This window comes from Hafnia sp. HMSC23F03 (assembly GCF_001816025.1).
Taxonomy (GTDB): domain Bacteria; phylum Pseudomonadota; class Gammaproteobacteria; order Enterobacterales; family Enterobacteriaceae; genus Hafnia; species Hafnia paralvei.
In genome coordinates this window covers 69,058-91,536 of record NZ_KV824234.1, presented here as the reverse complement: position 1 = coordinate 91,536, position 22,479 = coordinate 69,058, and the positions used below count along the sequence as shown (strand labels likewise).

Sequence of the window (22,479 nt, the reverse complement as noted above, 5' to 3'; positions counted from 1 at the left end):
TTTGCCACAAGATATAGGGAGTCTACGATGACAACAGCCTACGATCAGCTACGCGATACGTTTACACGCCTGTCTCGCTTGTCACATCTTTCCGCTATAACGGGCTGGGATATGCAGACTCAAATGCCCTCTGGCGGGAGTCAGGCTCGCGCCGAAGCCTTATCTGAACTCAGTGTTCTCATGCACCAAGCGCTAACCGCTCCACAGATAGCGGATTGGATTGAACAGGCAAAAAATGAGTCTCTTGATGCCGCTCAGCAAGCTAACCTGCACGAGATCGCACGCCGATATCAGCAGGCGGTGATCCTGCCTGACCAGTTTGTTTCCGCCAAGTCATTAGCGGGGATGAAATGTGAACACGCATGGCGAACTCAACGCCCCGACAATGACTGGTCTGGGTTTGTGAAAAATTTCGCGCCGGTGGTTGAGCTAAGCCGTGAAGAAGCGCAAATCCGCGCTGAGGCAAATAACGTTAGCCGCTACGACGCTCTTCTCGATTTATATGAGCCAGGAATGACCAGCGCCCGCTTAGACGCTATTTTTGCGGATGTAAAAAGCTGGCTGCCTGATTTACTGAAAAACATTATTGAAAAACAAAGCACAGAAAAAACACTTTCAGCGCAGGGGCCATTCGCCATAGAGAAACAGCGCGCTCTCGGCCTAGAAATTATGCAAGTGCTTGGCTTTGATTTTAATCATGGTCGCTTGGATGTGAGCGCGCATCCTTTCTGCGGCGGCGTGCCTGAAGATGTCCGCATTACGACCCGCTATACTGAAAATGATTTTCTCAGCGCATTGCTGGGCATTGTGCATGAAACCGGACATGCGCGATATGAACAGAACTTGCCAAAACAATGGGCTGGGCAGCCGATTGGCGAGGCACGTTCGACGGCAATTCATGAATCTCAAAGTTTGCTGTTTGAAATGCAACTCGCACGTAGCGAGCCTTTCCTTGCGTTTTTACGCCCTTACGTACAAAAAGCGTTTGGCGATCAACCTGCTTTCGAACCGGACAATTTCAAAAGCATCAACCAGCGAGTGGAAGCTGGCTATATCCGTATCGATGCCGACGAAGTGAGCTACCCTGCCCATGTCATTCTTCGCTATGAAATCGAGCGAGCGTTAATCGAGGGTGAAATTGATGTGCAGCACATTCCAGAACTCTGGGATGAGAAAATGCAGGCTTACCTAGGACTCAGCACCAAAGATAATTTCCGTGATGGCTGTATGCAGGATATTCACTGGACCGATGGTGCATTTGGCTATTTCCCGACTTATACGCTAGGTGCGATGTATGCCGCTCAGCTGTTTGCCTCTGCTAAAGTGGCGCTGCCAGATTTAAACAGCCAGATTTTGCGCGGAGACTTGTCACCGCTATCTGATTGGTTACGCCAGAATATCTGGCAACAGGGTTCTCGTTTCGACACTGACACATTGATAAAAAATGCCAGCGGCGAAACACTCAATCCAAGCTTCTTCCGCCGTCATTTGGAACAGCGTTATTTAGACAGGTAGAAAGAAGGTTGAAGCCAGCGTAGATAGATGAGCAATGGATATCTCGATAAAATGGCGCGTTTTGTTGGGTTTATCTAATTTTTCAAGGAAGAAAAACGATTATGGCAATAGCTAAAGTGTCACTGCTCAACCTGCTGTTGATTACAATACTGGCCTCACCCTCGGTAAATGCAGCCTCTCAAGATATTAAAGCGCTACAAATTAAGGCTGGCCAAGGTGATATTCAGGCCAGCCTTGAGCTTGGCAAACGTTTCGAGAACGCTGAAGGCGTTGAGCAAAATCTGGGTGAAGCGCTGACTTATTATCACAGAGCCGTGCTGCTAGGTCATTCAGAGGAAGGAAGCCAACGCCTTACAGCACTGCGTCATCGATACAACGAAATAGAAAAAAAAGCGAAAAGCGGTGACCCTAAATCAGAATACGATTTCGGCACGATCCTGAGTGCAGACCGCGACTACGAAAATAATTACTCACGACGCAGCGAGCCAAAAGCCAAAGATTGGTTTGAACGCGCTGCCGAGCAAGGATACTGACCCGCACAAAGAAGTTTTGCAAGCATCTATGCACGGATGCCACTGAAAAATATTGAGAAGTCGCTGTACTGGTACTCGATATGGGCAAAATCGGGCGATGCTAGCAGCCAGCTAGAAGTTGCAGACATTCTCAAAGAATACCCTTTCATGTTAATGAAAAATCAGCTTGAGTTAAGAAAAGAGTGGCTAACGTTGGCCGCTAACAATGGTTCTGCTGAGGCCATGCTTGAGCTTGGATATTTTATTCGCGACAACGAAGGCAATGATGACGCTGCGTTTAGCTGGTATATGAAGTCTGCCAATAAAGGTTACGACCGAGGACAATTGGCCGTTGGCCTTTCGCTAATTCGTAAGCATGATATCCAGCAAGCGGTTAAATGGCTCGAGCGAGCCGCTTCAAATGGCAATATGTCTGCCCAGACGACCTTAGGGCAAGTTTATGAGGAAATGGAACCGCTTAATCAGAAACGCGCTTTATTTTGGTACCAAAAAGCCGCAGCTCAAGGGGACACCTATGCGGCATATCGCACCGGTCACTATCTTCATAACGGCATCACCGTTGCCAAAGACAATATCACCGCTTGGTCTTGGTGCTCTCTCGGTATGGACGCGACTCCCGATTCCCGAGATGAAAGAGATGCCATTGAAAAAGAACTGTCGGCTTCTGACTTACAAAAAGCCAAAGCAATATATGCCAAAGAAAAGGCGTTTTATATTGCAGTAAACGGAAATTAACGATCTTAGGGGTTTATATCGATCTATTGCCATACCTGATGTCACTGGCAATAGATCGGAAATATACGATATAAAAAATAATGCTTCACCTTCAATTAATGCTCGAACAGCGGACTCTTGCGCTCATAAACCAAAGAGTCCCTTTAAATCACATCTCGCATAAATTAAGTGCTTTTATAAATTAAGTGTTTTTAAACTGCTTATTGCACCACTGACAAAACGGATCCCTGGTCGTTTTGCTTCCTATTTCAGCAGGCCTCTTCACGATCAACGAAGCATTACGGGGGCGAGTAATGTAAAACTCCCGTTTTAACCAATCGAGAAATAACGTATTTAGTTTAGGCTTGTGACCCAATTCTTCTGGCGGTAAAGAGAAATCATGAACATCGCCTATTTCCGCATAACCTATAGCAAGTAGCGAAAGAAAATCACGCGCGTTATTGGCGATTATGCAGCAAAGCATGGAGCCTGAACCGGAGCCCAGATGCACAAACCTTACCTGTTTATCATCATCAAGCCACATCCCCAGCATGGAGCCATCCATGCCGCTGCTTGCAAAAATCACGAGTCTGGATGCAATTTCCTCTGTGACGGTCGGCAAATCAAACCAATAATGAATACTGTCTTGATGGGAAGCAGTAAAGGTAATATCTGGCGTATATTCCCAATCATGGCTAATTCTGCCATATAGAAAGCCATCATTATATTCTTCTATAAATCCATTTTCTTCTATCCAGTTATATAATGCCAATAATTCATCTGGAGGCTGAACCTTATTTATTGCCATAGCGTGAAGCTGTTTTAGTAAGGCTGACATGGAGTATTTATCCTTAGTTGTTACTCTAAGTAATTTTATCAGGCCAGAACTTGAAGCGATAGTGACGAATATATTGCGAATTGCCACAGGTAATATTATCCAAAATTAAACCATCAGCAATTAAACTAACTGATTGATTGTGATGAAATTCACAGCCATAACCATTTTAAAATGAAGCAGCAGTAAAAGGAAATTGTACGCTGGCGATATATTGCGATATCGGATTCAGTGAGTAATGAAGATTGTTTGGTGTAGTCACTACAATGTTTGCTGTTCAGTAATACTTAATGTTGTTTATAATACACTTCCCCCACTATAAAGCTTTTTACAGCATGACATATCCCCCTTAGTTACAAGAAATGCAGGAGTTTCAGATTGTCTGTTACTGCTTAACCTACAATGTATGTTGTAACTAAATTGATGTCTGAAACCGCCGGAGACCTGCTCCGGCGATTGTTTTAACTCTTAACTACCTCAAACATCATGATATCACTGGTAAACGAGCCATCAGGCTGGAGTTCAAAGTGCTGCTTCACTTCTTCGGATGCACTCTCTTGAACGACGCGGATGGCGGTCACCAGCGACTCTGGCGTGCGCATACGTGTAATCCAGCTACTAAATTCTAAGTGGAGACGGTCGGAGGTTACCGTTTGGACTCGTAATCCGGCCTCAGTAAAAAATGACAGCCACTCGCCTGGTGTATAGTCACGGACGTGCGATGTATCTCGCAAAATTTCAATCGTTTGCAGATGAACATCTAAAACAGGATGCCCCGGAGAAACAACATCCATAAAAATAGCCCTTCCCCCCTGCTTTAACACCCGCTTGACCTCACGCAGCGCCTTTCCAACATCATACCAATGATGAGCGGAATAGCGGCTAATCACTACGTCAAATGACTCATCGTCAAACGGCAGAGATTCGGCAACGCCCTGCTGGACGATAAGGTTATCGATGCCTTTATCGCGTGCGGCGTGTTGCACCACATCAAGCATTTTGTCTGAGAGATCATAAGCAACAACCTCACGAACCTGAGCCGCAACGGCAAAACTAGCATGCCCAGCACCACAGCCGAGATCGAGCACGTTGGCAAAATCGTCACCTTCAAGTAACTGCGCTAAACGTTGTAAATCGTTGCCCTGTGCGTGCACCGCGCTACCGAGATAGGCGTTTGCCTGATCGGCAAACTGACGATCGACCGCGTTATGGTGACTCTGCTTATTGGTCATGCATTCTCCTGATGTCTGCTTACTTACAAAGCGATTTTCTCACTATAGTCAGGCATCTAGCGGGGTTCAATAGCGCTCTATTGAATTATTTTCATACTGAGTACAAAGCGTTACATGCCGAAACCAATCACTCACAGTCGTTGAAGTAACGATAAACTAAGATTAATCATCTCCTGAAGTTGAGAATAATTCAGCCGTGCGCGCCAATGTTAACGATAAAGATCGGTTAACCATGGAAATCAGTGACTGCGAAGGGTTCGAGGATGGCATATGTTTCGACGCTATGGGTTTGAACTGCTTCTTATATCGCTGATTGTGTGCGGGATCATTACTGCGTGCTTTTATCTGTAGTTGGGTGTTAAAGCAGTAAACGAGAAAACATCGCTGAAACGCACCTATTCAACACAAATATTCCTCGCAGTAATCAATCATTTGGTTAAACTACTGAGTAAATGGATGACTGCAATTGGGTTCCGCTCTATGCAATTATTGCGTTCTATTACGTTGTGCGTTCCAGTTTTTTATTGTGCCATCGCCACACTTCCTGCCAAGGCCGATGATGAAATACTCACTCCGGCGCAACAGTTACAGCTGTTCTATGGCAAAGACGATCGCATAAAAATAACTAACGTCACGCAATCGCCGTGGGATGCGATTGGCCAAATAGAGACAGAAAGCGGGAATTTGTGCACCGCAACGCTGATTACCTCGCGTTTAGTGCTAACCGCAGGTCATTGTTTACTAACACCTCCCGGCAAGATTGACCCAGCGATTGCCCTACGTTTCTCTTCGCATAACCAAAAATGGCGCTATGAAATAACTCAGCTGCGTACGTTGGTTGACCCTAAACTCGGCAAACGCCTTAAAGCCGACGGTGATGGGTGGATTGTTCCCTCTTCCGCCGCGCCACAGGATTATGGCTTAGTGGAAATAGAGAGCGATTGGCTACCGCCCATCGAACCGCTGCCGTTATGGCAAGGCAACAGTAAACAGCTTACCGCAGAGTTAAAAGCCAACAAGCGTTTAGTCACGCAGGCGGGTTATCCGCAAGACCATCTGGATGATTTGTACAGCCATGAAAATTGCCTGGTCATGGGATGGGCACAAACAGGTGTGCTGAGTCATCAGTGCGATACGTTGCCTGGAGACAGTGGCTCACCGCTGCTGATGACAACGGATAACGGCTGGCGGCTTATTGCTATTCAAAGCTCTGCGCCTGCCGCCGAAAACCGCGCGCTAGCCGATAATAGAGCGGTGGCCGTCACCGCATTCAGTGACGGCCTAAAACGCCTCGTTCAACAAAATGCTAAGCCAAAATCTGATCAATAGCCTGCATGATGCGTTTTTCTGAAATTGGGTACGGTGTACCCAATTGCTGGGCGAAATAACTCACACGCAGCTCTTCAATCATCCAGCGAATTTCTTTGATTTCGGGCTCTCCGGCACGCTGTGCCGGTAGCTTGTTGAGCATTTGCTTCCATGCCTGCTGTACCTGTTCGACCTTTAGCATTTGCGCACGATCACGATGAGGATCGGTCGCCACCTTCTCCAATCGCCGTTCAATGGCATGCAGGTAACGCTCCACATCAGGTAAACGCGATGCGCCAGTAGCGGTAACAAAACCACGATAGATAAGATTTCCTACCTGATTTTTGATATCTGACAGCGCCAGCGCTAATGACATATCAACGCGGCCTTTGAGCCGTTTATTAATGCCATTGGCCGTTGTCAGTATTTGTTCCACCTGACGCGCAATCGACACCACTTCATCGTTAAGTTCTGCGCGCACCTGTTCATGAAGTTGAGTAAAACCTTCTTCACTCCAGGCGGGGCCACCGTGTTTGGCAATCAATGAGTCGATACCGCAGGCGATACAATCATCAATCAAATCCAACACTTTGCCATAAGGATTGAAGTACAACCCCAGCTTGGCTTTATTCGGCAACTTTTCATGCAAATACTTTATCGGCGAAGGAATGTTTAGCAGCAATAAACGACGCGAACCCTGCCACATTGCCTGCTGCTGTTCCTGCTCGGTTTCAAACAGCCGAATCGCAACGCTGTCTTTTTCATCCACCAAAGCAGGAAATGCCTTCATCGAATAACCGCCGCGCTTCTGCTCGTAGCTTTGCGGCAGAGAGCCAAAGCTCCATACGTGCAAGCCCTGCTGTTCTAGTCCATCGTCGGCCACTTCTGACAGCGTTTGCTGCACCTGACCTTTTAACTGAGTTTTCAGCGCTTCAAGCGACTTACCTTCAGCTAGCGTTTTCTTTTTGTCGTCAATGACGCGGAACGTCATGCGCAGATGATCGGGAACCTGATCTAGCTGCCACTCTTCACGTGACACCGTCACGCCAGTCATGCGGCGTAGTTCGCGTTCTATCGACTCTAACAACGGCATTTCCAGCGGCGTTGCTCGGCCTAAAAAGGCTTCAGCATAGTTAGGCGCAGGAACAAAATTGCGTCGAATAGGTTTTGGCAGCGATTTAATCAGCGCAATCACTAATTCTCGGCGAATTCCCGGGATCTGCCAGTCAAAACCAGACTCTTCAATCTGGTTGAGTATCGCCAGTGGGATATGTACGGTGACACCGTCAGCGTCGGTCCCCGGTTCGAACTGATAGGACAAACGGAGTTTGAACGCCCCTTGATGCCAAAAATTAGGATAATCCAGAGCGCTCACACCCTGTGCACCATCTTTAATCAGCATCGATTTTTCGAAATTGAGCAGTTCGGGATCGGTGCGGCTGGCTTTTTTCCACCAACTATCAAAATGGCGAGCGGAAACCACGTCATGGCCGATGCGCTGATCGTAGAAACTAAACAACGCTTCATCATCGACCAAAATATCTCGACGGCGTGATTTGTGCTCCAGCTCTTCCACTTCGGAGCGCAAGCGCTGATTGGCGCGGAAGAACGCATGACGCGTCTGCCAGTCGCCCTCCACCAGCGCATGACGGATAAACAGCTCGCGGCTCACCTGTGGATCGATACTTCCGTAGTTAACCTTACGAGCAGCAACAATCGGCAAGCCATACAGCGTAACTTTTTCTGTCGCCATCACTGCGCCCTGCGCTTTTTCCCAATGCGGCTCGCTGTAGCTTTTCTTAATCAGATGCTGCGCTAACGGTTCGATCCATTCAGGATCGATACGCGCCGCGATGCGCCCCCACAGTCGAGAAGTTTCCACCAGCTCGGCAACCATCGTCCATTTAGGCGGTTTTTTAAATAGTGCCGACCCCGGGAAAATGGCAAATCGCGCATTTCGAGCGCCGGTATACTCCTGCTTTTCAGTGTCTTTCTGGCCAATATGCGATAGCAGACCACTCAGTAAAGAACAGTGAATCCCGCGGAAATCCCCCGGCACGGAGTTAATAGGAATACGTAACTCTTTTACCACCTGACGCAGCTGAGTGTAGATATCCTGCCATTCACGTACGCGTAAGTAGTTGAGATAATCAGTTTTGCATTGACGACGGAACTGATTGGACGAAAGCTCTTTTTGCTGCTCTTTGAGGTAATCCCACAAATTCACCAGCGATAGAAAATCGCTCTCTTTGTCAGCAAAGCGGCGATGTTTTTCATCCGATGCCTGTTTCTTCTCGCTCGGGCGCTCACGAGGATCCTGAATCGACAGCCCCGACGTAATGATCATCACTTCGCGTACTGCGCCGTGCTTCTGCGCCTCCAGCACCATACGCGCCAAGCGAGGATCAATAGGCAACTGTGCCAACTGGCGTCCCAGCGGTGTAAGCTGCTGGTGTCCTTGTTCCGAGGTGCTAACCGCCCCCAGTTCCTCAAGAAGCCGTACACCGTCAAGAATATTACGCTTATCGGGCGCTTCTACGAACGGAAATGCGGCAATATCGCCCAGTCCAAGCGACGTCATTTGTAGAATAACCGACGCTAAGTTAGTTCGCAGAATCTCAGGGTCGGTAAACTCTGGACGTGACAGGAAATCCTGTTCGCTGTACAGACGGATACAGATACCTTCAGACACGCGGCCGCAGCGCCCTTTACGCTGATTGGCCGAAGCCTGAGAAATAGGCTCAATCGGCAGGCGTTGAACCTTAGTTCTGAAGCTATAACGGCTAATTCGCGCCGTGCCCGGATCGATGACGTATTTAATTCCCGGAACGGTCAACGAAGTTTCTGCCACGTTGGTCGCCAGCACAATACGGCGACCATGGTGGCTTTGGAAAACACGGTTTTGCTCGCTAGCTGACAAACGAGCATATAACGGAAGAATTTCGGTATGCGGCAAATTCAACTTAGTGAGCGCATCGGCGGTATCACGAATTTCACGCTCACCGCTCATAAAGATCAGGATATCGCCCGGTCCTTCTCGTCCAAGTTCATCCACGGCATCAAAAATCGCCTGAAGCTGGTCGCGGTCAACATCATCGGCATCGTCCACCACCGGGCGATAACGCACTTCGACCGGATAGGTTCGCCCAGAGACTTCGATAATGGGCGCGTTATTGAAATGACGCGAGAAGCGCTGAGGGTCAATGGTCGCCGATGTAATAATCACTTTCAGATCGGGACGCTTAGGCAGTAGCTGGCGTAGATAGCCGAGAATAAAATCGATATTCAGACTGCGTTCATGCGCCTCATCGATAATCAGAGTGTCATACTGCATCAACATGCGATCTTGCTGAATTTCAGCCAGCAAAATACCGTCGGTCATCAGTTTGACCAGCGTATTGTCACTCACCTGATCGTTAAAACGAACTTTATAGCCCACCGCGCCGCCGAGCGTCGTGTCAAGCTCATGCGCGATACGATCACCGACCGATCGAGCGGCTAAACGACGCGGCTGGGTATGGCCGATCAGGCCTTTTACCCCACGCCCAAGCTCCAGACAAATTTTCGGTAGCTGAGTGGTTTTCCCCGACCCCGTTTCACCGGCAACGATCACCACTTGGTGATCGCGGATCGCGGCAAGTATTTCGTCTTTCTTCTGGCTAACCGGCAAGTTTTCCGGATAGGGAATTTTTGGACAGGCCGCACGTCGAGACTCAACGCGTTGCAGCGCGCTAGCCAGATCGACGGCGAGCGTATCCGCGATAGCCTGTTGGCTTTCGGCCTTTTTAACCTTTTTGGCGCCCTGTATGCGGCGCATCAAACGCTGTTTATCGCGCAGCATCAGTTCATCAAGCTGCGAGGCGATGGCGCTAAGCGGGGATGTCACAATCAATATTCCTTGAAACGGATGGCGGACAACAGGTGAAAATGTAAAACCACCGTTTATCTGTTGTTTTTAATGATGTCACTGGGACAAATTCTGTCTGTAATTGTATCACAGGCCAACGTTGGGCAGCAGTAGCACAGGCGCAATCTCTCTCACTCGCCGGTCACATCGTCATGCATACAGTGCGGTCAATCTCACCATGTTCAATTTAATTGAACAAAGAGCTCGAATTATTGCGCTATCACTGATGGGCTTTTATGAATAAAGTGTCTTCCATGCGATGGACACAGCGTCCTGATTTCAACAAATAGTCTGACAATACCTAACAGTATTAGGTCACAAGGAAATTACCATGAGCAAAGTATTAGTTCTTAAATCAAGTATTCTGGCTAACTACTCTCAGTCAAACGTTTTGGCTGATTACTTTGTCGAACAATGGCGTCAACAGCATAGCGATGACCAGATTCAGGTACGTGATCTGGCTGCAGACCCGATTCCGGTGCTGGATGGAGAGTTAGTCGGTGCATTACGCCCTTCTGATGCGCCTTTGACGCCTCGCCAACAGGATGCATTGGATCTGTCGAACACCTTGATTGAAGAGCTGAAAGCTTCCGACGTGATTGTGATTGCGGCACCGATGTATAACTTCAACATTTCGACTCAGTTGAAAAACTACTTTGACCTGGTAGCGCGTGCCGGTGTGACTTTCCGTTATACCGAGGCCGGCCCTGAAGGTTTACTGAAAGGTAAGAAAGTCTACGTTCTGACCAGCCGTGGTGGTATTCACAAAGATACCGACACCGATCTGGTTACGCCTTACCTGCGCGTTTTCTTAGGCTTTATCGGCCTGACTGACGTAGAGTTCGTATTCGAAGAAGGAATCGCCTACGGCCCAGATATGGCAACAAAAGCGCAGCAAGATGCCAAAGCGCTGATCAGCCAACTGGCTACCGCATAATTCAATATTGCATTATCCCCTCTAGATCCTGTGTCCGGATGAGTGGTTAGCTAAAGATTTATTATGCAGAAAGTAAAAACGCGCTCCCTGTGAGCGCGTTTGTTTATGAAGTCATGCCAACCTGTACGCTAGGGCTTTCGCAGCCATTGGCCGTTGATGCCGCGCACATATTCACCTGACGCAGCTCGTTCCACCAGCTTTTGCCCTGCCATTTTAGCGACGTCTTCGCGACTGATGTGGTTATTGTTCGCCACTTCTTGATACTTCTCCGCGCGACCCGTATTGATTTGCTCGACCAGCGCTAACGTCTCTTTATCCTGCTTGAGCGCCACAATATAACCATTCAGCGTTTCACCTACGCGACCTTGCTGTTTGGCTTGATCCAGCGTCAGCGCAAATACCGCGCTGCTGAAAAGTAGGCCTGCACCGAGCAATGCGATTAGCGATTTTTTCATCGGAATCTCCTTAGAACAGGCCCGATTGGGTTTTCAATAAATTCTCGACGTCTTTGTCCACTTTGATGTGAATTTCATGCTCGATCTTGACGTTCATATTGATCGTAATCGGATCTTTAGGTGCTGCCACCTCAATACGCGGTACACAGCCCGTCAGGGGCACACATACTACGGTAGCCAGTAGCCAAACCTTAAGGTTACTCATGCTCACTCCTCGCAGGGGTTGAGAGGCTTTGCTCCAGCCACTCCTGTAAATTATCGCCAAAACGTAAACTCCGCCAAAGCTCGAAAATATTCTCTTCATGATGATAGTTAAGCACCACCTCTCGGTGTGCGTTCTGCTGAGGATTCACCCCTCGAATGGTAGCCGCCATCGTGAGCCCCCCTAAATTACTTAAATTCACGTCGGCTCGCGAACGGCTGATTTCCATATAACGTAACCATTCAATCGCCGCCCCCGCCGCCAGATTATTTTCCGCCATCGCGTCGGCCATATCAGGATCGAGCCGTAGCGTCAGCATCGAAGAATTGTTGATCCAGCCATTACGAATCAGCCACTGCTTATCTTTCAAATACAGCGGTAACTCTCCGTCAACGCGGCCAGACATCGCAAACTGCTTCGGTTTGAGCGCGGTGAACAGTACGCTTAAATCAATGTCCTTCAGCCGCAGTACGGTTGAAGCTGGCTCTGGCAGGCGTAGCGCATCAAAACCGATATGTCCCTTGAGCATATCGACACCGACGTTAGACAGTACCAACGGCGCACTTTCGCTATAAGGATAGTAGCCCTGCAGGTCGGCTGAAATATTGCTCATTTCAAACAGGTTCGAAAGATGTTTAATACGCAGGCTGATTGGCTGTTTAGCACCTAACTGCCAGATCTCGTTTTTCAAGCGATAGGCCATGACAAAGTCCAGCCCGCTCATTTCACCGTCTTTCAGCCACATTCCGGCATTCTTCACCACCATATGACCACCGGCTTCGAAGCCTTGTTCACGCGCAGCAGAAAAAGCCGCTTGGGCGTAAAAGTCACCATCGCGTAGCGTGATATTCAAATCAGGCGATAGCAGAGGTTGGAATACCGCCGTTGGCTGCTTCGCCCACCAAGCCTCTCCGCGCAGTCTTTCGCCATCCCAGCGTCCATTGAGCTTAATGGGGCCAATGCGTTCGGCATGCAAATCGCCTTTGAGCAAAAAATGGTCCGGCGCAGAGCCCTGAGCCGCAAGGTTCAAAACCGCGTGCGGCAGATAGCCACCGTTCTCAAACTCGACTTTGCGGGTATCGAGGATAAATGCGCCGTTGAATTTTGGCTGTTGTTCATCACGAACCCACTCGACGGGTTGCCCGATGGAAAGCCGTGGCTTCATTACCGTCATCATACCGTAATGAATCTTATCGAATCCGGTAGAAAGCTGGGTCAAGCGTATCGCATTACCGATCCACTCCCCGCGCCCACCGACGTCCCACTTAGCGGCAAGCGGGGGCAGATCGCCATTGCCCCAATATTGCCACTGCCAACGTCCTTGGTCGGGAAGAAACTGTGCCGCCTGCCCATCGAGATGGAGTTTGAAACTCCCCCAATAGCTATCTTTTACGCGCATGATGGCCTGAAGGCGCCCTGTGACACCTTCCGCGTTGAGTTTAATTCCGGCCAACGGCCAGCGAATTTCTTGCAACGTGGTTTGAGCATCCAGCTTGCCCCAGGCGCGTAACAGCGAACCGCTGTCTAACGTTAGCAACGGGTTCAACACGCTGCCGGTAAGCTGCCCTGGAATCGACGCCGTTAGGGAAAGGTTTTGGCTATTGACGAGGCCAGTGACCCGAAACGCCATGCTGCTGTCAATCACACTGAGCTTGCCCGGCCCAAGATTGACTACCACATTACCTTTGCCGTGAGCGCCCTGAGTCAGCACATTCATACGCGCTTCAATCTGCGTTTGCTGGTAGTTTTTATCCCAGTCCGTCAGCGTGACATCAATACCGCCCTGCAATGGTTGCTGCGCATAAGGCCAACGCCACTGCCCTTTGTTGATATGAATCTCGTGGCGGCTTACCGTCCACGGTAAGTTTGCTAACGGCGTTTTATCCCCCCTAGCAATAATCGTTAAATTACCCTGTTTATTTTTCCACGAAGAAATCACCTGTAAAGGCGCATCAATAAACGGCGTTTTCAACTGCGCCTGCATCGCACCGCTACGCGGTAATGACGCCAGATCCAAGGGAATTTGCAGTTCGCCATCGAGCTCAAGCGGTTGATCGCTTTGTGGCACTTTCAGCGAAAGCTTTTTCAACGTGAGTTTCTGTTTGTCATCCAGACGTGCATCGACACTAAGACGATCGCTGCGATAGCGGATGGTCTGTCCATCCAGATTGTTAGCAACGCTAATTGCCCCAGCATAATCCTGCCAAGGACTGACAATAAGATGGTTCACTGCGATATCAAACAGCGGGAGAGACTGTTGGATTTTATCCAGCTCAAGCGGTGCCGAGGGAGAGTCTGAGGAAGGCAGTTTTTCCAAGCACTGGGTATTTACATCCAGCGTTTCCGCCAACATCTGCCAGCGTCCTTGGTGATAGCGTAAACGTGCCTGCGATAGATCGCCCAAGCGGCAGTCCCCAGCCTGATAGCTCAGTCCCGGTAGATGCAATGCCCCGTTCGACCAAAATGGACGTTCGCTAAAACGCACCGTCGTTCCCGCAGGAAGCCAATGTTGTATAACCGACGGCAGCCAATGTGCCACCGTTAACCAGAGAAACGTTAATGCCAATAATATGGCGATCAGCGCTGCAAATAACCTTTTGAGCCACTTGATCATAATTCGCCTTGCTTTTTAATAATCAGCCGCAACATATCATAATAATGGATGCATCTGAATGAATCGGGCAAAATCCTAGATAAATGTGGTCGTTGATATGATGGCTGAGCTCAAGTTTCGTTCAACGACACCTTTCATTATGAGGTTCAACAACGACACGTTTATGTTTACCCGCCGCCGCTGGCTGCTTTGTTTCTTTTAGCCATTTTTGCTATCATGATCACATCTTTTTGGTGGAGAATCCTCTATGAAGCTCGCGATTTATAGTACTAAACAGTATGACCGTAAGTATCTAGAACTAGTAAATAAAGAATTCGGTTTCGAGCTGGAGTTTTTTGACTTTTTACTCAGCGCTAAAACAGCAAAAGTCGCACAGGGCTGTGAAGCGGTTTGTATTTTTGTGAACGACGATGCGAGCCGCGAAGTGCTCACCGAACTGGCCGCTCTGGGCGTTAAAATCATTGCATTACGCTGTGCCGGTTTTAATAACGTTGATTTAGTTGCCGCCAAAGAGTTGGGTTTGCAGGTCGTTCGCGTGCCAGCCTACTCCCCTGAAGCCGTAGCTGAGCATGCTGTAGGCTTAATGATGAGCTTGAACCGCCGCATTCACCGCGCCTATCAGCGTACCCGTGACGCCAACTTCTCGCTGGAGGGGTTGATTGGTTTTAACATGCACAACCGCACCGCGGGCGTTATCGGCACCGGTAAGATTGGCGTGGCGACCATGCGGATCCTGAAAGGCTTTGGTATGAAGTTGCTGGCGTATGACCCATACCCTAACCCACAGGCATTAGAGTTGGGCGCTGAGTATGTCGATTTGAAGACGCTGTACGAAAAATCTGACGTGATTACCCTGCATTGCCCGCTCACACCGGAAAATCATCATCTGCTGGATGCCAATGCGTTTAGCCAAATGAAGAGTGGCGTGATGATTATTAATACCAGCCGTGGTGGTCTGATCGATTCTGACGCCGCCATTGAGGCGCTGAAGCAGCAAAAAATTGGTTCGCTGGGGATGGACGTTTACGAAAACGAACGCGATCTGTTCTTCGAAGATAAGTCTAACGACGTTATTCAAGACGACGTATTCCGTCGCCTGTCTGCCTGTCATAACGTGTTGTTTACCGGTCATCAGGCATTCTTAACCGAAGAAGCGCTGACCAGCATTTCTGAAACCACACTGGGTAATATCCGCGCTCTGGCAAACGGTGAGCACTGCGACAATCTGCTGACCGCTTAACGCTCGGCGGCGTCCGATAGCGTTAAATACGAAACCCCAGTTTTGACTGGGGTTTTTTATGGATGATTGAAGAGGAAATCTTGGCGTTAAGCGCCGTCGTCAAATCAGACCGTCTGGTCTGCCAATAATGCCTGACGATAATGAGTTAAACGTTGATTGAACAGCTCTCGCTGTTTGACCGACATGTTGCCGCACACCTTGCTGGCATCTACCTCACGGCCTTGAGACTCCATTAACGCAATACTACTGGCAAGAAAGTCCATACTGCCTTCGCCAAAATGACTTCCATCACAGGATGAAACACGCGATGCGGTAGTCTTTACCATTGTGCACACTCCTCTTTCTGATTATGAAAAAAGGCTTATATGCTGCGCTATATCTAGTATTACCCAGATAGACTCCGGCGACTAAACACTGCGTGCTTGTATTTAAAGCAATTCCGTGTCGACGATCGCATTTTGGCGTTCCATGATGTAAATCATGTTGCCGTGGTAGCCAGTTTCTTTACGCAGCAGGAAGCCACATTTTTCAGCTAAGTGGATTGAACGAACGTTATCTTGGTCGATGATGCAACACACCGGCGTTTTTAGTACTTCATCAGCCCAAGCAAGCACACATTTTGCCGCTTCAATGGCATAACCCTTGCCATGAAAAGCAGGGTTGAGCGTCCACCCCATCTCTGGGTAACGCAAACGTGGCTCGATATCGCGATGGTTTTCAGCCAGACCAATATTGCCAATGTATTGCTGTGTGCTCTTATCGAAAACGGCCCAATAGCCATAGTCAAAAAGCGCCCAGTTACCTGTATAGCGTAACAGACGCTGCCAAACTTGCTCAGGAGTTTGCGGTTCTCCCCCAATAAATTTTACGATCTCAGGATCGGCCCACATCGCGCACAGGTCGGCAAAATCATCAAGCCTGTGCGCGCGAAGAACCAAACGTTCTGTCATTAATACCGGCGTATCGAGCACCATAACATCCTCTAAATATTCGTCTTTGTTGATTTATAAACCGAAATAAATAGCTGAAGCAAACAAAACCCGACTGGGTAAAAGGTTTTTATATGAAAAATAAACTCGCATGCGATGAAATGTGTCATCCATCTCAGCAAATGAGTAAAATAGCGTGAGCTTTCGGAAAGTTACCGCCGATTATTCTGTAAAAATAGTTTGAGGCAATATAATGAAATTCAAAGCTGTATCTCTGGCATTAAGCACTATTTTACTTGCCGCCTGTACGACTCAGGCACCGCAGACCATACAACAAAGCGATCTCCTGCATCGCCATTTTGTTTTGCAAAGCGTAGACGGAAAAACGATTGGTGGCGATAAAAACCGTATGGAACCGGGGATTGAGTTTGGCGAGAAAATGCATGTTTCTGGCGCAATGTGTAACCGCTTTATGGGTCAGGGAGAGCTGCAAAACAATATATTGAAAGTTGAGCATCTGGCATCTACCCGTATGGCGTGTATCGATCCTACACGCGCAGCGTTAGATCCCATCATTACCGACGTGTTAAGTCAGGGGGCAGAGGTTTCATTGATTAAAGGACAATTGACGCTGAAGAATGCCAACCATACGCTGGTATATCAGCAGAAAGATTGGATGTAAGCCCGACTCACCGCGCGCACAAAGCCGGCTGCTGTTATGGCCGGCCTGTTCATTTTTGACGGCTAAAGTATGCCCTACCGCGTTAATTCGCTGGACAAGCGCCGCGTACCAAAGCCGATTCACCACAGCGTTTACCATCAGGTAATTGGCACATCCCGACGGAACTACCGTCAAGTTGACTGGAGAGAGCCAGAGTTCCACCCGCCAGCGCACAGTTTTCAACGGCTGCGTCCGACATATCTATACGCTGATGAACGTTAGCACTGGTTGCCTGTTGTTCAGGTTCACTGCTACAGGCCGACAACAGAATGCCCGCCGCGAGCACCAACCCAAGTTTAGCTATCATGTCTACTCTCTCCTCTAAACCCTAAAGACTGTTTATCGATGATCCTATATCGGCGTATTTTTAGCGTTCGGATTTTACACAAACATATTTAACGCCAGTATATTTTTACACTGAACAACCTGAATACGAAGCGATGACTCATTTAAGGTACGCATACTTGTTTTTCCGACGGGCGGGTTAGGCTAAAATCATCGGTTTCAGCAGTCTGGGCGTACCATAAAATAATTATTCGTTTTTACGCTTAATCGTTCTGCAAAACAATAAAATTACAACGAGAGGAACAAATGATTACTGATTTATTGCTGCGCGTCGTATTAGCGGGTTTTCTTGGCGGCCTCATTGGCATTGAACGTCAGTTACGCGCTAAGGAAGCTGGCCTGCGCACGCACGTACTGGTCGGCATCGGCAGCGCCATGTTTATGATCGTGTCCAAGTATGGATTCAACGACATTCTGATGGAGTCACACGTCGGCCTAGACCCTAGCCGTATCGCCGCACAGGTTGTCAGCGGAATGGGCTTTCTCGGCGCGGGCACCATCATGATTCAAAAGCAAGTGGTGAGAGGACTCACTACCGCTGCCGGTCTTTGGGTCACCGCGGCCATTGGCTTGGTTATCGGGAGTGGTATGTATGAAATCGGTATCTACGGCACGTTAATGACGCTGATTGTGCTCGAGGTTTTCCGCCAGCTCAGCAATCGTCTGATCGGTCATCATCATTCAGTGATTATTCAGCTATTGCCTGCCAGCGTGTCTGGAATTTTATTAGCGTTACAACAGATGCGCCTAAAACCTGGATATTTAACCGTAAACCAGCATGACAACGATACCGAGCTGTGTGAGATGTCACTGGAATTAACGCTTCGTCCGAAACAAGATATCAGTGACGTCTATCAGAAATTGCAGCAGGTTAACGGCGTACATTTTATCGATATTCGATAATCCGCTATCTGCAGCGTCGGTTCTCCAATAAGGTATTTTTTAATCATTCTTATTGGAGAACGTGACAATATGTAAATTAATATTAATCTCCCCTCTTTTGCCGTTAATTTCTCGTCGCCGCCCACTTCATCAATGCCATGAAACTGACAAGCCCGCTAATTATGTTTTGCTATGATTAAAACATGACGAGACGTGGCTCGATTGTTATTGCTGCGTCCAATGTAATATATCCGAATGATTTCAAACCCCCGCCAATTCAGGCTGTTTGGAGGAGGTTGTTTGGAGGATAACGGGTATTAGATAGTGAGCACAAAAGGTACATTTAATGATCACCACTGATGGTAATAACGCAGTGGCTTCTGTGGCTTTTCGAGCCAGTGAAGTTATCGCTATATATCCTATTACGCCAAGTTCCACCATGGCGGAACAAGCGGACTCTTGGTCAGGCGATGGACGCCGGAATATCTGGGGAGACATCCCACGCGTTGTTGAAATGCAGTCTGAAGGTGGCGCGATAGCCACCGTTCACGGCGCATTGCAAACAGGTGCGCTGGCGACCTCGTTTACCTCATCGCAGGGGCTGCTGCTGATGATCCCCAATCTGTATAAATTGGCCGGGCAGCTTACGCCTTTTGTCCTGCACGTCGCAGCCCGTACCGTGGCAACCCATGCATTATCCATTTTTGGCGATCACTCCGACGTCATGGCTGTGCGTCAAACCGGTTGTGCCATGCTGTGTGCCAACAGTGTACAGGAAGCGCAGGACTTTGCGCTTATTGCCCATATGGCAACGCTCAATAGCCGCGTCCCGTTTATTCATTTCTTTGACGGTTTCCGAACCTCGCATGAAATCAATAAAATTGTGCCGCTGTCTGATGATACGCTAAAAACGCTGCTACCACAGTCAGCGATTGATGCCCACCGTGCCCGCGCGCTAACGCCCGATCATCCGGTGATCCGCGGTACATCAGCGAATCCCGATACCTATTTCCAATCCCGTGAGGCGACTAACCCTTACTACGACGCGACCTATCAACATGTCGCCGACGCCATGCAAGCGTTTGGGGACGTGACTGGCCGCCACTACCAGCCTTTCGAATATTATGGTCATCCCGAAGCCGAGCGCGTCGTTATCCTGATGGGATCCGCCATCGGCACCTGTGAAGAAGTTGTCGATACCCTTCTTAGCCGTAATGAAAAAGTCGGTGTGCTCAAGGTGCGTTTGTTCCGCCCCTTCTCTGCACAGCAATTACTGAAGGTGCTGCCGGACTCTGCCACACGGATTGCCGTTCTGGATCGTACCAAAGAGCCTGGCGCATTAGCCGAGCCGCTTTATCTGGATGTCATGACCGCGCTGGCGGAGTCATTTAGTCGTGGCGAACGCAACACCCTGCCACGCGTTATTGGCGGCCGTTATGGCCTCTCATCGAAAGAGTTTGGCCCCGACTGTGCGTTGGCTGTCTTCAATGAATTGAAGCTGGAAAATCCACGTCCACGCTTTACCGTGGGGATCTTCGATGACGTTACTGGGCTCTCTTTGCCGCTCAGCGACGAACTGCTGCCACAGCGTACTCGCTTAGAAGCGCTGTTCTATGGTTTAGGCAGCGATGGTACCGTTTCAGCCACCAAGAACAATATCAAGATTATCGGTAATAGCACCCCGCTGTTTGCCCAAGGCTATTTTGTTTACGACTCGAAAAAAGCCGGTGGGTTAACGGTTTCCCATCTGCGGGTTAGCGACAACCCGATTAATTCGGCTTACCTGATCAACCAAGCCGATTTTATTGGCTGTCATCAATGGCAGTTTATCGAAAAGTATCAAATGGTTGAGCACCTGAAAACGGGTGGCATCTTCCTTATCAATACCCCTTACAGCGCGGATGAAATCTGGCACAACCTACCACGGGATGTCCAAGCTCTGCTTCATCAGCGTCAGGCGCGGGTGTATATCATTAACGCGGCCAAAATTGCCCGCGAATGCAAACTCGGCGCGCGTATCAATACCGTTATGCAGATGGCGTTCTTCCATCTCACCGGCGTATTGCCAAGTGATGATGCGTTGAAACTGCTACAGGATGCGATCACCCGCAGTTACAGCAGCAAAGGGAATGAAATCGTTGAGCGCAACTGGCAGGCACTTGCCGCATCGCGGGCAGCGCTAACAGAAATTCCGCTACAGCCCATCGATGACACTAGCAGCCTGCGCCCATCGGTCGTTTCCGATGACGCACCAGACTTCGTTAAAACGGTTACTGCCGCCATGTTGGCGGGTCTTGGCGATGCCTTACCGGTTTCCGCGTTTCCACCAGATGGCACATGGCCAACCGGCACGACGCGTTGGGAAAAACGCAATATCGCCGAAGAGATCCCTATCTGGGAAGCACCGCTGTGTACCCAGTGTAATCACTGCGTTGCCGCCTGCCCACACTCGGCTATTCGCGCCAAAGTCGTGATGCCGGAAGCCATGGAACATGCGCCGGACTCACTGCACTCATTGGATGTCAAAGCACGTGATATGCGTGGACAAAAATATGTGCTGCAGGTCGCCCCAGAGGATTGCACCGGCTGTAACCTTTGTGTTGAAGTCTGCCCAGCTAAAGATCGCCAAAATCCTGAGATAAAAGCGATCAATATGAAGTCCCGGCTTGACCATCTCGCCGAGGAAAAAGAAAACTTTGATTTCTTCCTCGACCTACCAGAAATCGATCGCAGCAAAATCGAGCGAATCGATATTCGCACCTCGCAGCTGATTTCGCCGCTGTTTGAATACTCTGGCGCATGCTCTGGCTGTGGCGAAACGCCGTACATCAAGTTGCTCACCCAACTGTATGGCGACCGTCTATTAATCGCCAACGCCACCGGCTGTTCATCTATCTATGGTGGTAACTTGCCCACCACGCCGTATACCACCAACGCAGACGGACGTGGCCCGGCTTGGGCAAACTCACTGTTTGAGGATAATGCTGAGTTTGGCCTCGGTTTCCGCTTGACGATCGATCAGCATCGCCAGCGCGTGAATCGCCTACTCGATAGTCTGGCTGAACAGTTGCCGCAGGAACTGCTAAATGAATTACGCCAACCGGATCTCCCTATTGAAGAACGGCGCATTCAGGTTGAAAAACTGCGTGTCGAACTGCAAAACATCGACTCTGATGATGCCCGTCAGTTGATCTCGGATGCAGACTATCTGGTAGATAAATCGGTTTGGTTGATTGGTGGCGATGGCTGGGCTTATGACATCGGCTTTGGTGGCCTCGACCATGTGTTGAGTCTGACGGAGAACATCAATGTTCTGGTGCTCGATACACAATGTTATTCCAACACCGGCGGTCAACAATCTAAAGCAACGCCATTAGGCGCGGTGACCAAGTTTGGCGAGCATGGGAAGCGCAAGGCGCGTAAAGATTTGGGCGTTAGCATGATGATGTATGGTCATGTGTATGTCGCACAGATTTCGCTCGGCGCTCAGCTTAACCAAACGGTGAAAGCTATTCAGGAAGCCGAGGCCTATCCAGGCCCTTCCCTGATCATTGCTTACAGTCCGTGTGAAGAACATGGCTATGATCTGGCTTACAGCCACGAACAGATGAAGCAGCTCACTGCGACTGGGTTCTGGCCGCTGTATCGCTTTGACCCGCGCCGCAGCGATGAAGGTAAACTGCCGTTGGCGCTTGACTCTCGACCACCGTCGATTGATCTTGCCGATACCTTGCTAAAAGAGCAGCGTTTCCGCCGCTTGAACACGCAGGAGCCAGAAGTTGCTCAGCAGCTGTATCGCGATGCGACTGCCGATCTGAAGAAGCGCTTTGAGTTCTTAAGCCAGTTGGCGGGAAAACCACTGTCTGACGATACGGAATAACGCTCAGTTAGGCGATAATATTAAAAGCGGTGCCTCCATTGGCGCCGCTTTTTTATTAATGCACGTTTATTAATACATTGCCGCCAACGAATAAGAATACATTGCCGATCCACACTATTCCGATAAACGGTTTCACAAAAGCCTGCATCTAGATATACGCTCACATTATCAATAGTCACAACCTTGATAAGCTGCGTGTGTCATTTTGATATTGCGTGACGAACAATCAG

Annotated in this window: 18 protein-coding genes; 9 read left to right on the top strand and 9 right to left on the bottom strand. The window is 49.1% G+C overall.

Translation table 11 applies throughout. From position 1 onward, the window contains the following. The first annotated feature begins 27 nt into the window (after positions 1–27). From HMPREF3091_RS16995 to HMPREF3091_RS22935, 3 genes are all read left to right on the top strand, one after another. A complete protein-coding gene (locus HMPREF3091_RS16995) occupies positions 28–1,515 on the top strand; it encodes a carboxypeptidase M32 (protein WP_070717338.1) in 1,488 nt (495 codons plus the stop codon). Positions 1,516–1,616: 101 nt separating this feature from the next. Further along, entirely contained in the window at positions 1,617–2,048 is a 432-nt protein-coding gene (locus HMPREF3091_RS22940; protein WP_246840010.1) for an SEL1-like repeat protein, read from the top strand. Positions 2,049–2,084: 36 nt separating this feature from the next. After that, positions 2,085–2,783, top strand: coding sequence for a tetratricopeptide repeat protein (locus tag HMPREF3091_RS22935; RefSeq protein WP_246840009.1), 699 nt, complete (start codon positions 2,085–2,087; stop codon positions 2,781–2,783). 181 nt (positions 2,784–2,964) lie between these two features. On the opposite strand, the gene HMPREF3091_RS16985 is transcribed toward HMPREF3091_RS22935, so the two are convergent. Continuing rightward, complete coding sequence (locus tag HMPREF3091_RS16985; RefSeq protein ID WP_070717334.1) at positions 2,965–3,600, bottom strand: hypothetical protein; 636 nt, start codon at positions 3,598–3,600, stop codon at positions 2,965–2,967. 458 nt (positions 3,601–4,058) lie between these two features. Beyond that, on the bottom strand, positions 4,059–4,829 hold the full coding sequence (locus HMPREF3091_RS16980; RefSeq protein ID WP_004089774.1) for a class I SAM-dependent methyltransferase: 771 nt from the start codon (positions 4,827–4,829) through the stop codon (positions 4,059–4,061). A 480-nt stretch (positions 4,830–5,309) separates the two neighbouring features. Between HMPREF3091_RS16980 and HMPREF3091_RS16975 the strand changes: the two genes are divergently transcribed. After that, positions 5,310–6,158 carry a trypsin-like serine peptidase gene (locus HMPREF3091_RS16975; RefSeq protein WP_070717677.1) on the top strand — a complete coding sequence of 283 codons (849 nt, stop codon included), beginning with the start codon at positions 5,310–5,312 and terminating at the stop codon, positions 6,156–6,158. Here the strand turns inward: HMPREF3091_RS16975 and hrpA are convergent. Beyond that, positions 6,136–10,023, bottom strand: a complete 3,888-nt coding sequence (gene hrpA, locus HMPREF3091_RS16970) for an ATP-dependent RNA helicase HrpA (protein WP_083321453.1) — start codon at positions 10,021–10,023, stop codon at positions 6,136–6,138. The genes HMPREF3091_RS16975 and hrpA overlap by 23 nt on opposite strands. A 352-nt stretch (positions 10,024–10,375) precedes the next feature. On the opposite strand from hrpA, the gene HMPREF3091_RS16965 reads away from it, so the two are divergent. Continuing rightward, on the top strand, positions 10,376–10,981 hold the full coding sequence (locus HMPREF3091_RS16965) for an FMN-dependent NADH-azoreductase (protein ID WP_004089795.1): 606 nt from the start codon (positions 10,376–10,378) through the stop codon (positions 10,979–10,981). Between the two features lie 128 nt (positions 10,982–11,109). Here the strand turns inward: HMPREF3091_RS16965 and HMPREF3091_RS16960 are convergent, their stop codons facing one another. The 3 genes from HMPREF3091_RS16960 to HMPREF3091_RS16950 are packed head-to-tail and all read right to left on the bottom strand — an operon-like array spanning position 11,110 to position 14,252. Further along, positions 11,110–11,436, bottom strand: a complete 327-nt coding sequence (locus tag HMPREF3091_RS16960; protein ID WP_070717333.1) for a YdbL family probable chaperone protein — start codon at positions 11,434–11,436, stop codon at positions 11,110–11,112. Between the two features lie 10 nt (positions 11,437–11,446). Next, positions 11,447–11,641 carry a YnbE family lipoprotein gene (locus HMPREF3091_RS16955; protein WP_070717330.1) on the bottom strand — a complete coding sequence of 65 codons (195 nt, stop codon included), beginning with the start codon at positions 11,639–11,641 and terminating at the stop codon, positions 11,447–11,449. After that, positions 11,634–14,252 carry a YdbH family protein gene (locus HMPREF3091_RS16950; RefSeq protein ID WP_070717326.1) on the bottom strand — a complete coding sequence of 873 codons (2,619 nt, stop codon included), beginning with the start codon at positions 14,250–14,252 and terminating at the stop codon, positions 11,634–11,636. Before HMPREF3091_RS16950 ends, HMPREF3091_RS16955 begins: the two co-directional genes overlap by 8 nt. A gap of 247 nt (positions 14,253–14,499) precedes the next feature. Here HMPREF3091_RS16950 and HMPREF3091_RS16945 point away from each other — a divergent pair, with 247 nt between their 5' ends. Then, positions 14,500–15,492, top strand: a complete 993-nt coding sequence (locus tag HMPREF3091_RS16945; RefSeq protein WP_004089812.1) for a 2-hydroxyacid dehydrogenase — start codon at positions 14,500–14,502, stop codon at positions 15,490–15,492. A 104-nt stretch (positions 15,493–15,596) separates the two neighbouring features. Here the strand turns inward: HMPREF3091_RS16945 and HMPREF3091_RS16940 are convergent, their stop codons facing one another. Next, positions 15,597–15,755, bottom strand: a complete 159-nt coding sequence (locus HMPREF3091_RS16940) for a glycogen synthesis protein (protein ID WP_004089813.1) — start codon at positions 15,753–15,755, stop codon at positions 15,597–15,599. Between the two features lie 165 nt (positions 15,756–15,920). Further along, positions 15,921–16,466, bottom strand: coding sequence for a GNAT family N-acetyltransferase (locus HMPREF3091_RS16935; RefSeq protein ID WP_004089817.1), 546 nt, complete (start codon positions 16,464–16,466; stop codon positions 15,921–15,923). A gap of 208 nt (positions 16,467–16,674) precedes the next feature. Between HMPREF3091_RS16935 and hslJ the strand changes: the two genes are divergently transcribed. Next, entirely contained in the window at positions 16,675–17,103 is a 429-nt protein-coding gene (gene hslJ / locus HMPREF3091_RS16930) for a heat shock protein HslJ (RefSeq protein ID WP_004089818.1), read from the top strand. A gap of 82 nt (positions 17,104–17,185) precedes the next feature. Here the strand turns inward: hslJ and HMPREF3091_RS16925 are convergent, their stop codons facing one another. Further along, positions 17,186–17,449, bottom strand: a complete 264-nt coding sequence (locus tag HMPREF3091_RS16925) for a putative hemolysin (RefSeq protein WP_004089819.1) — start codon at positions 17,447–17,449, stop codon at positions 17,186–17,188. Positions 17,450–17,733: 284 nt separating this feature from the next. Between HMPREF3091_RS16925 and HMPREF3091_RS16920 the strand changes: the two genes are divergently transcribed. Both HMPREF3091_RS16920 and nifJ read left to right on the top strand, forming a co-directional pair. After that, entirely contained in the window at positions 17,734–18,390 is a 657-nt protein-coding gene (locus HMPREF3091_RS16920; protein WP_004089820.1) for an MgtC/SapB family protein, read from the top strand. 325 nt (positions 18,391–18,715) lie between these two features. Further along, positions 18,716–22,249: a pyruvate:ferredoxin (flavodoxin) oxidoreductase gene (gene nifJ / locus HMPREF3091_RS16915; protein WP_070717323.1), complete on the top strand. Its 3,534-nt coding sequence runs from the start codon at positions 18,716–18,718 to the stop codon at positions 22,247–22,249. Positions 22,250–22,479 lie beyond the last annotated feature (230 nt).

Coding starts and splice junctions, on each gene's coding strand:
- hslJ (WP_004089818.1), top strand. CDS start 16,675: ATGAAATTCAAAGCTGTATCTCTGGCATTAAGCACTATTTTACTTGCC.
- HMPREF3091_RS16955 (WP_070717330.1), bottom strand. CDS start 11,641: ATGAGTAACCTTAAGGTTTGGCTACTGGCTACCGTAGTATGTGTGCCC.
- HMPREF3091_RS16960 (WP_070717333.1), bottom strand. CDS start 11,436: ATGAAAAAATCGCTAATCGCATTGCTCGGTGCAGGCCTACTTTTCAGC.
- HMPREF3091_RS16965 (WP_004089795.1), top strand. CDS start 10,376: ATGAGCAAAGTATTAGTTCTTAAATCAAGTATTCTGGCTAACTACTCT.
- HMPREF3091_RS16985 (WP_070717334.1), bottom strand. CDS start 3,600: ATGTCAGCCTTACTAAAACAGCTTCACGCTATGGCAATAAATAAGGTT.
- HMPREF3091_RS16940 (WP_004089813.1), bottom strand. CDS start 15,755: ATGGACTTTCTTGCCAGTAGTATTGCGTTAATGGAGTCTCAAGGCCGT.
- HMPREF3091_RS16925 (WP_004089819.1), bottom strand. CDS start 17,449: ATGATAGCTAAACTTGGGTTGGTGCTCGCGGCGGGCATTCTGTTGTCG.
- nifJ (WP_070717323.1), top strand. CDS start 18,716: ATGATCACCACTGATGGTAATAACGCAGTGGCTTCTGTGGCTTTTCGA.
- HMPREF3091_RS16975 (WP_070717677.1), top strand. CDS start 5,310: ATGCAATTATTGCGTTCTATTACGTTGTGCGTTCCAGTTTTTTATTGT.
- HMPREF3091_RS16935 (WP_004089817.1), bottom strand. CDS start 16,466: ATGGTGCTCGATACGCCGGTATTAATGACAGAACGTTTGGTTCTTCGC.
- HMPREF3091_RS16995 (WP_070717338.1), top strand. CDS start 28: ATGACAACAGCCTACGATCAGCTACGCGATACGTTTACACGCCTGTCT.
- HMPREF3091_RS16950 (WP_070717326.1), bottom strand. CDS start 14,252: ATGATCAAGTGGCTCAAAAGGTTATTTGCAGCGCTGATCGCCATATTA.
- HMPREF3091_RS22940 (WP_246840010.1), top strand. CDS start 1,617: ATGGCAATAGCTAAAGTGTCACTGCTCAACCTGCTGTTGATTACAATA.
- HMPREF3091_RS22935 (WP_246840009.1), top strand. CDS start 2,085: ATGCCACTGAAAAATATTGAGAAGTCGCTGTACTGGTACTCGATATGG.
- HMPREF3091_RS16945 (WP_004089812.1), top strand. CDS start 14,500: ATGAAGCTCGCGATTTATAGTACTAAACAGTATGACCGTAAGTATCTA.
- HMPREF3091_RS16980 (WP_004089774.1), bottom strand. CDS start 4,829: ATGACCAATAAGCAGAGTCACCATAACGCGGTCGATCGTCAGTTTGCC.
- HMPREF3091_RS16920 (WP_004089820.1), top strand. CDS start 17,734: ATGATTACTGATTTATTGCTGCGCGTCGTATTAGCGGGTTTTCTTGGC.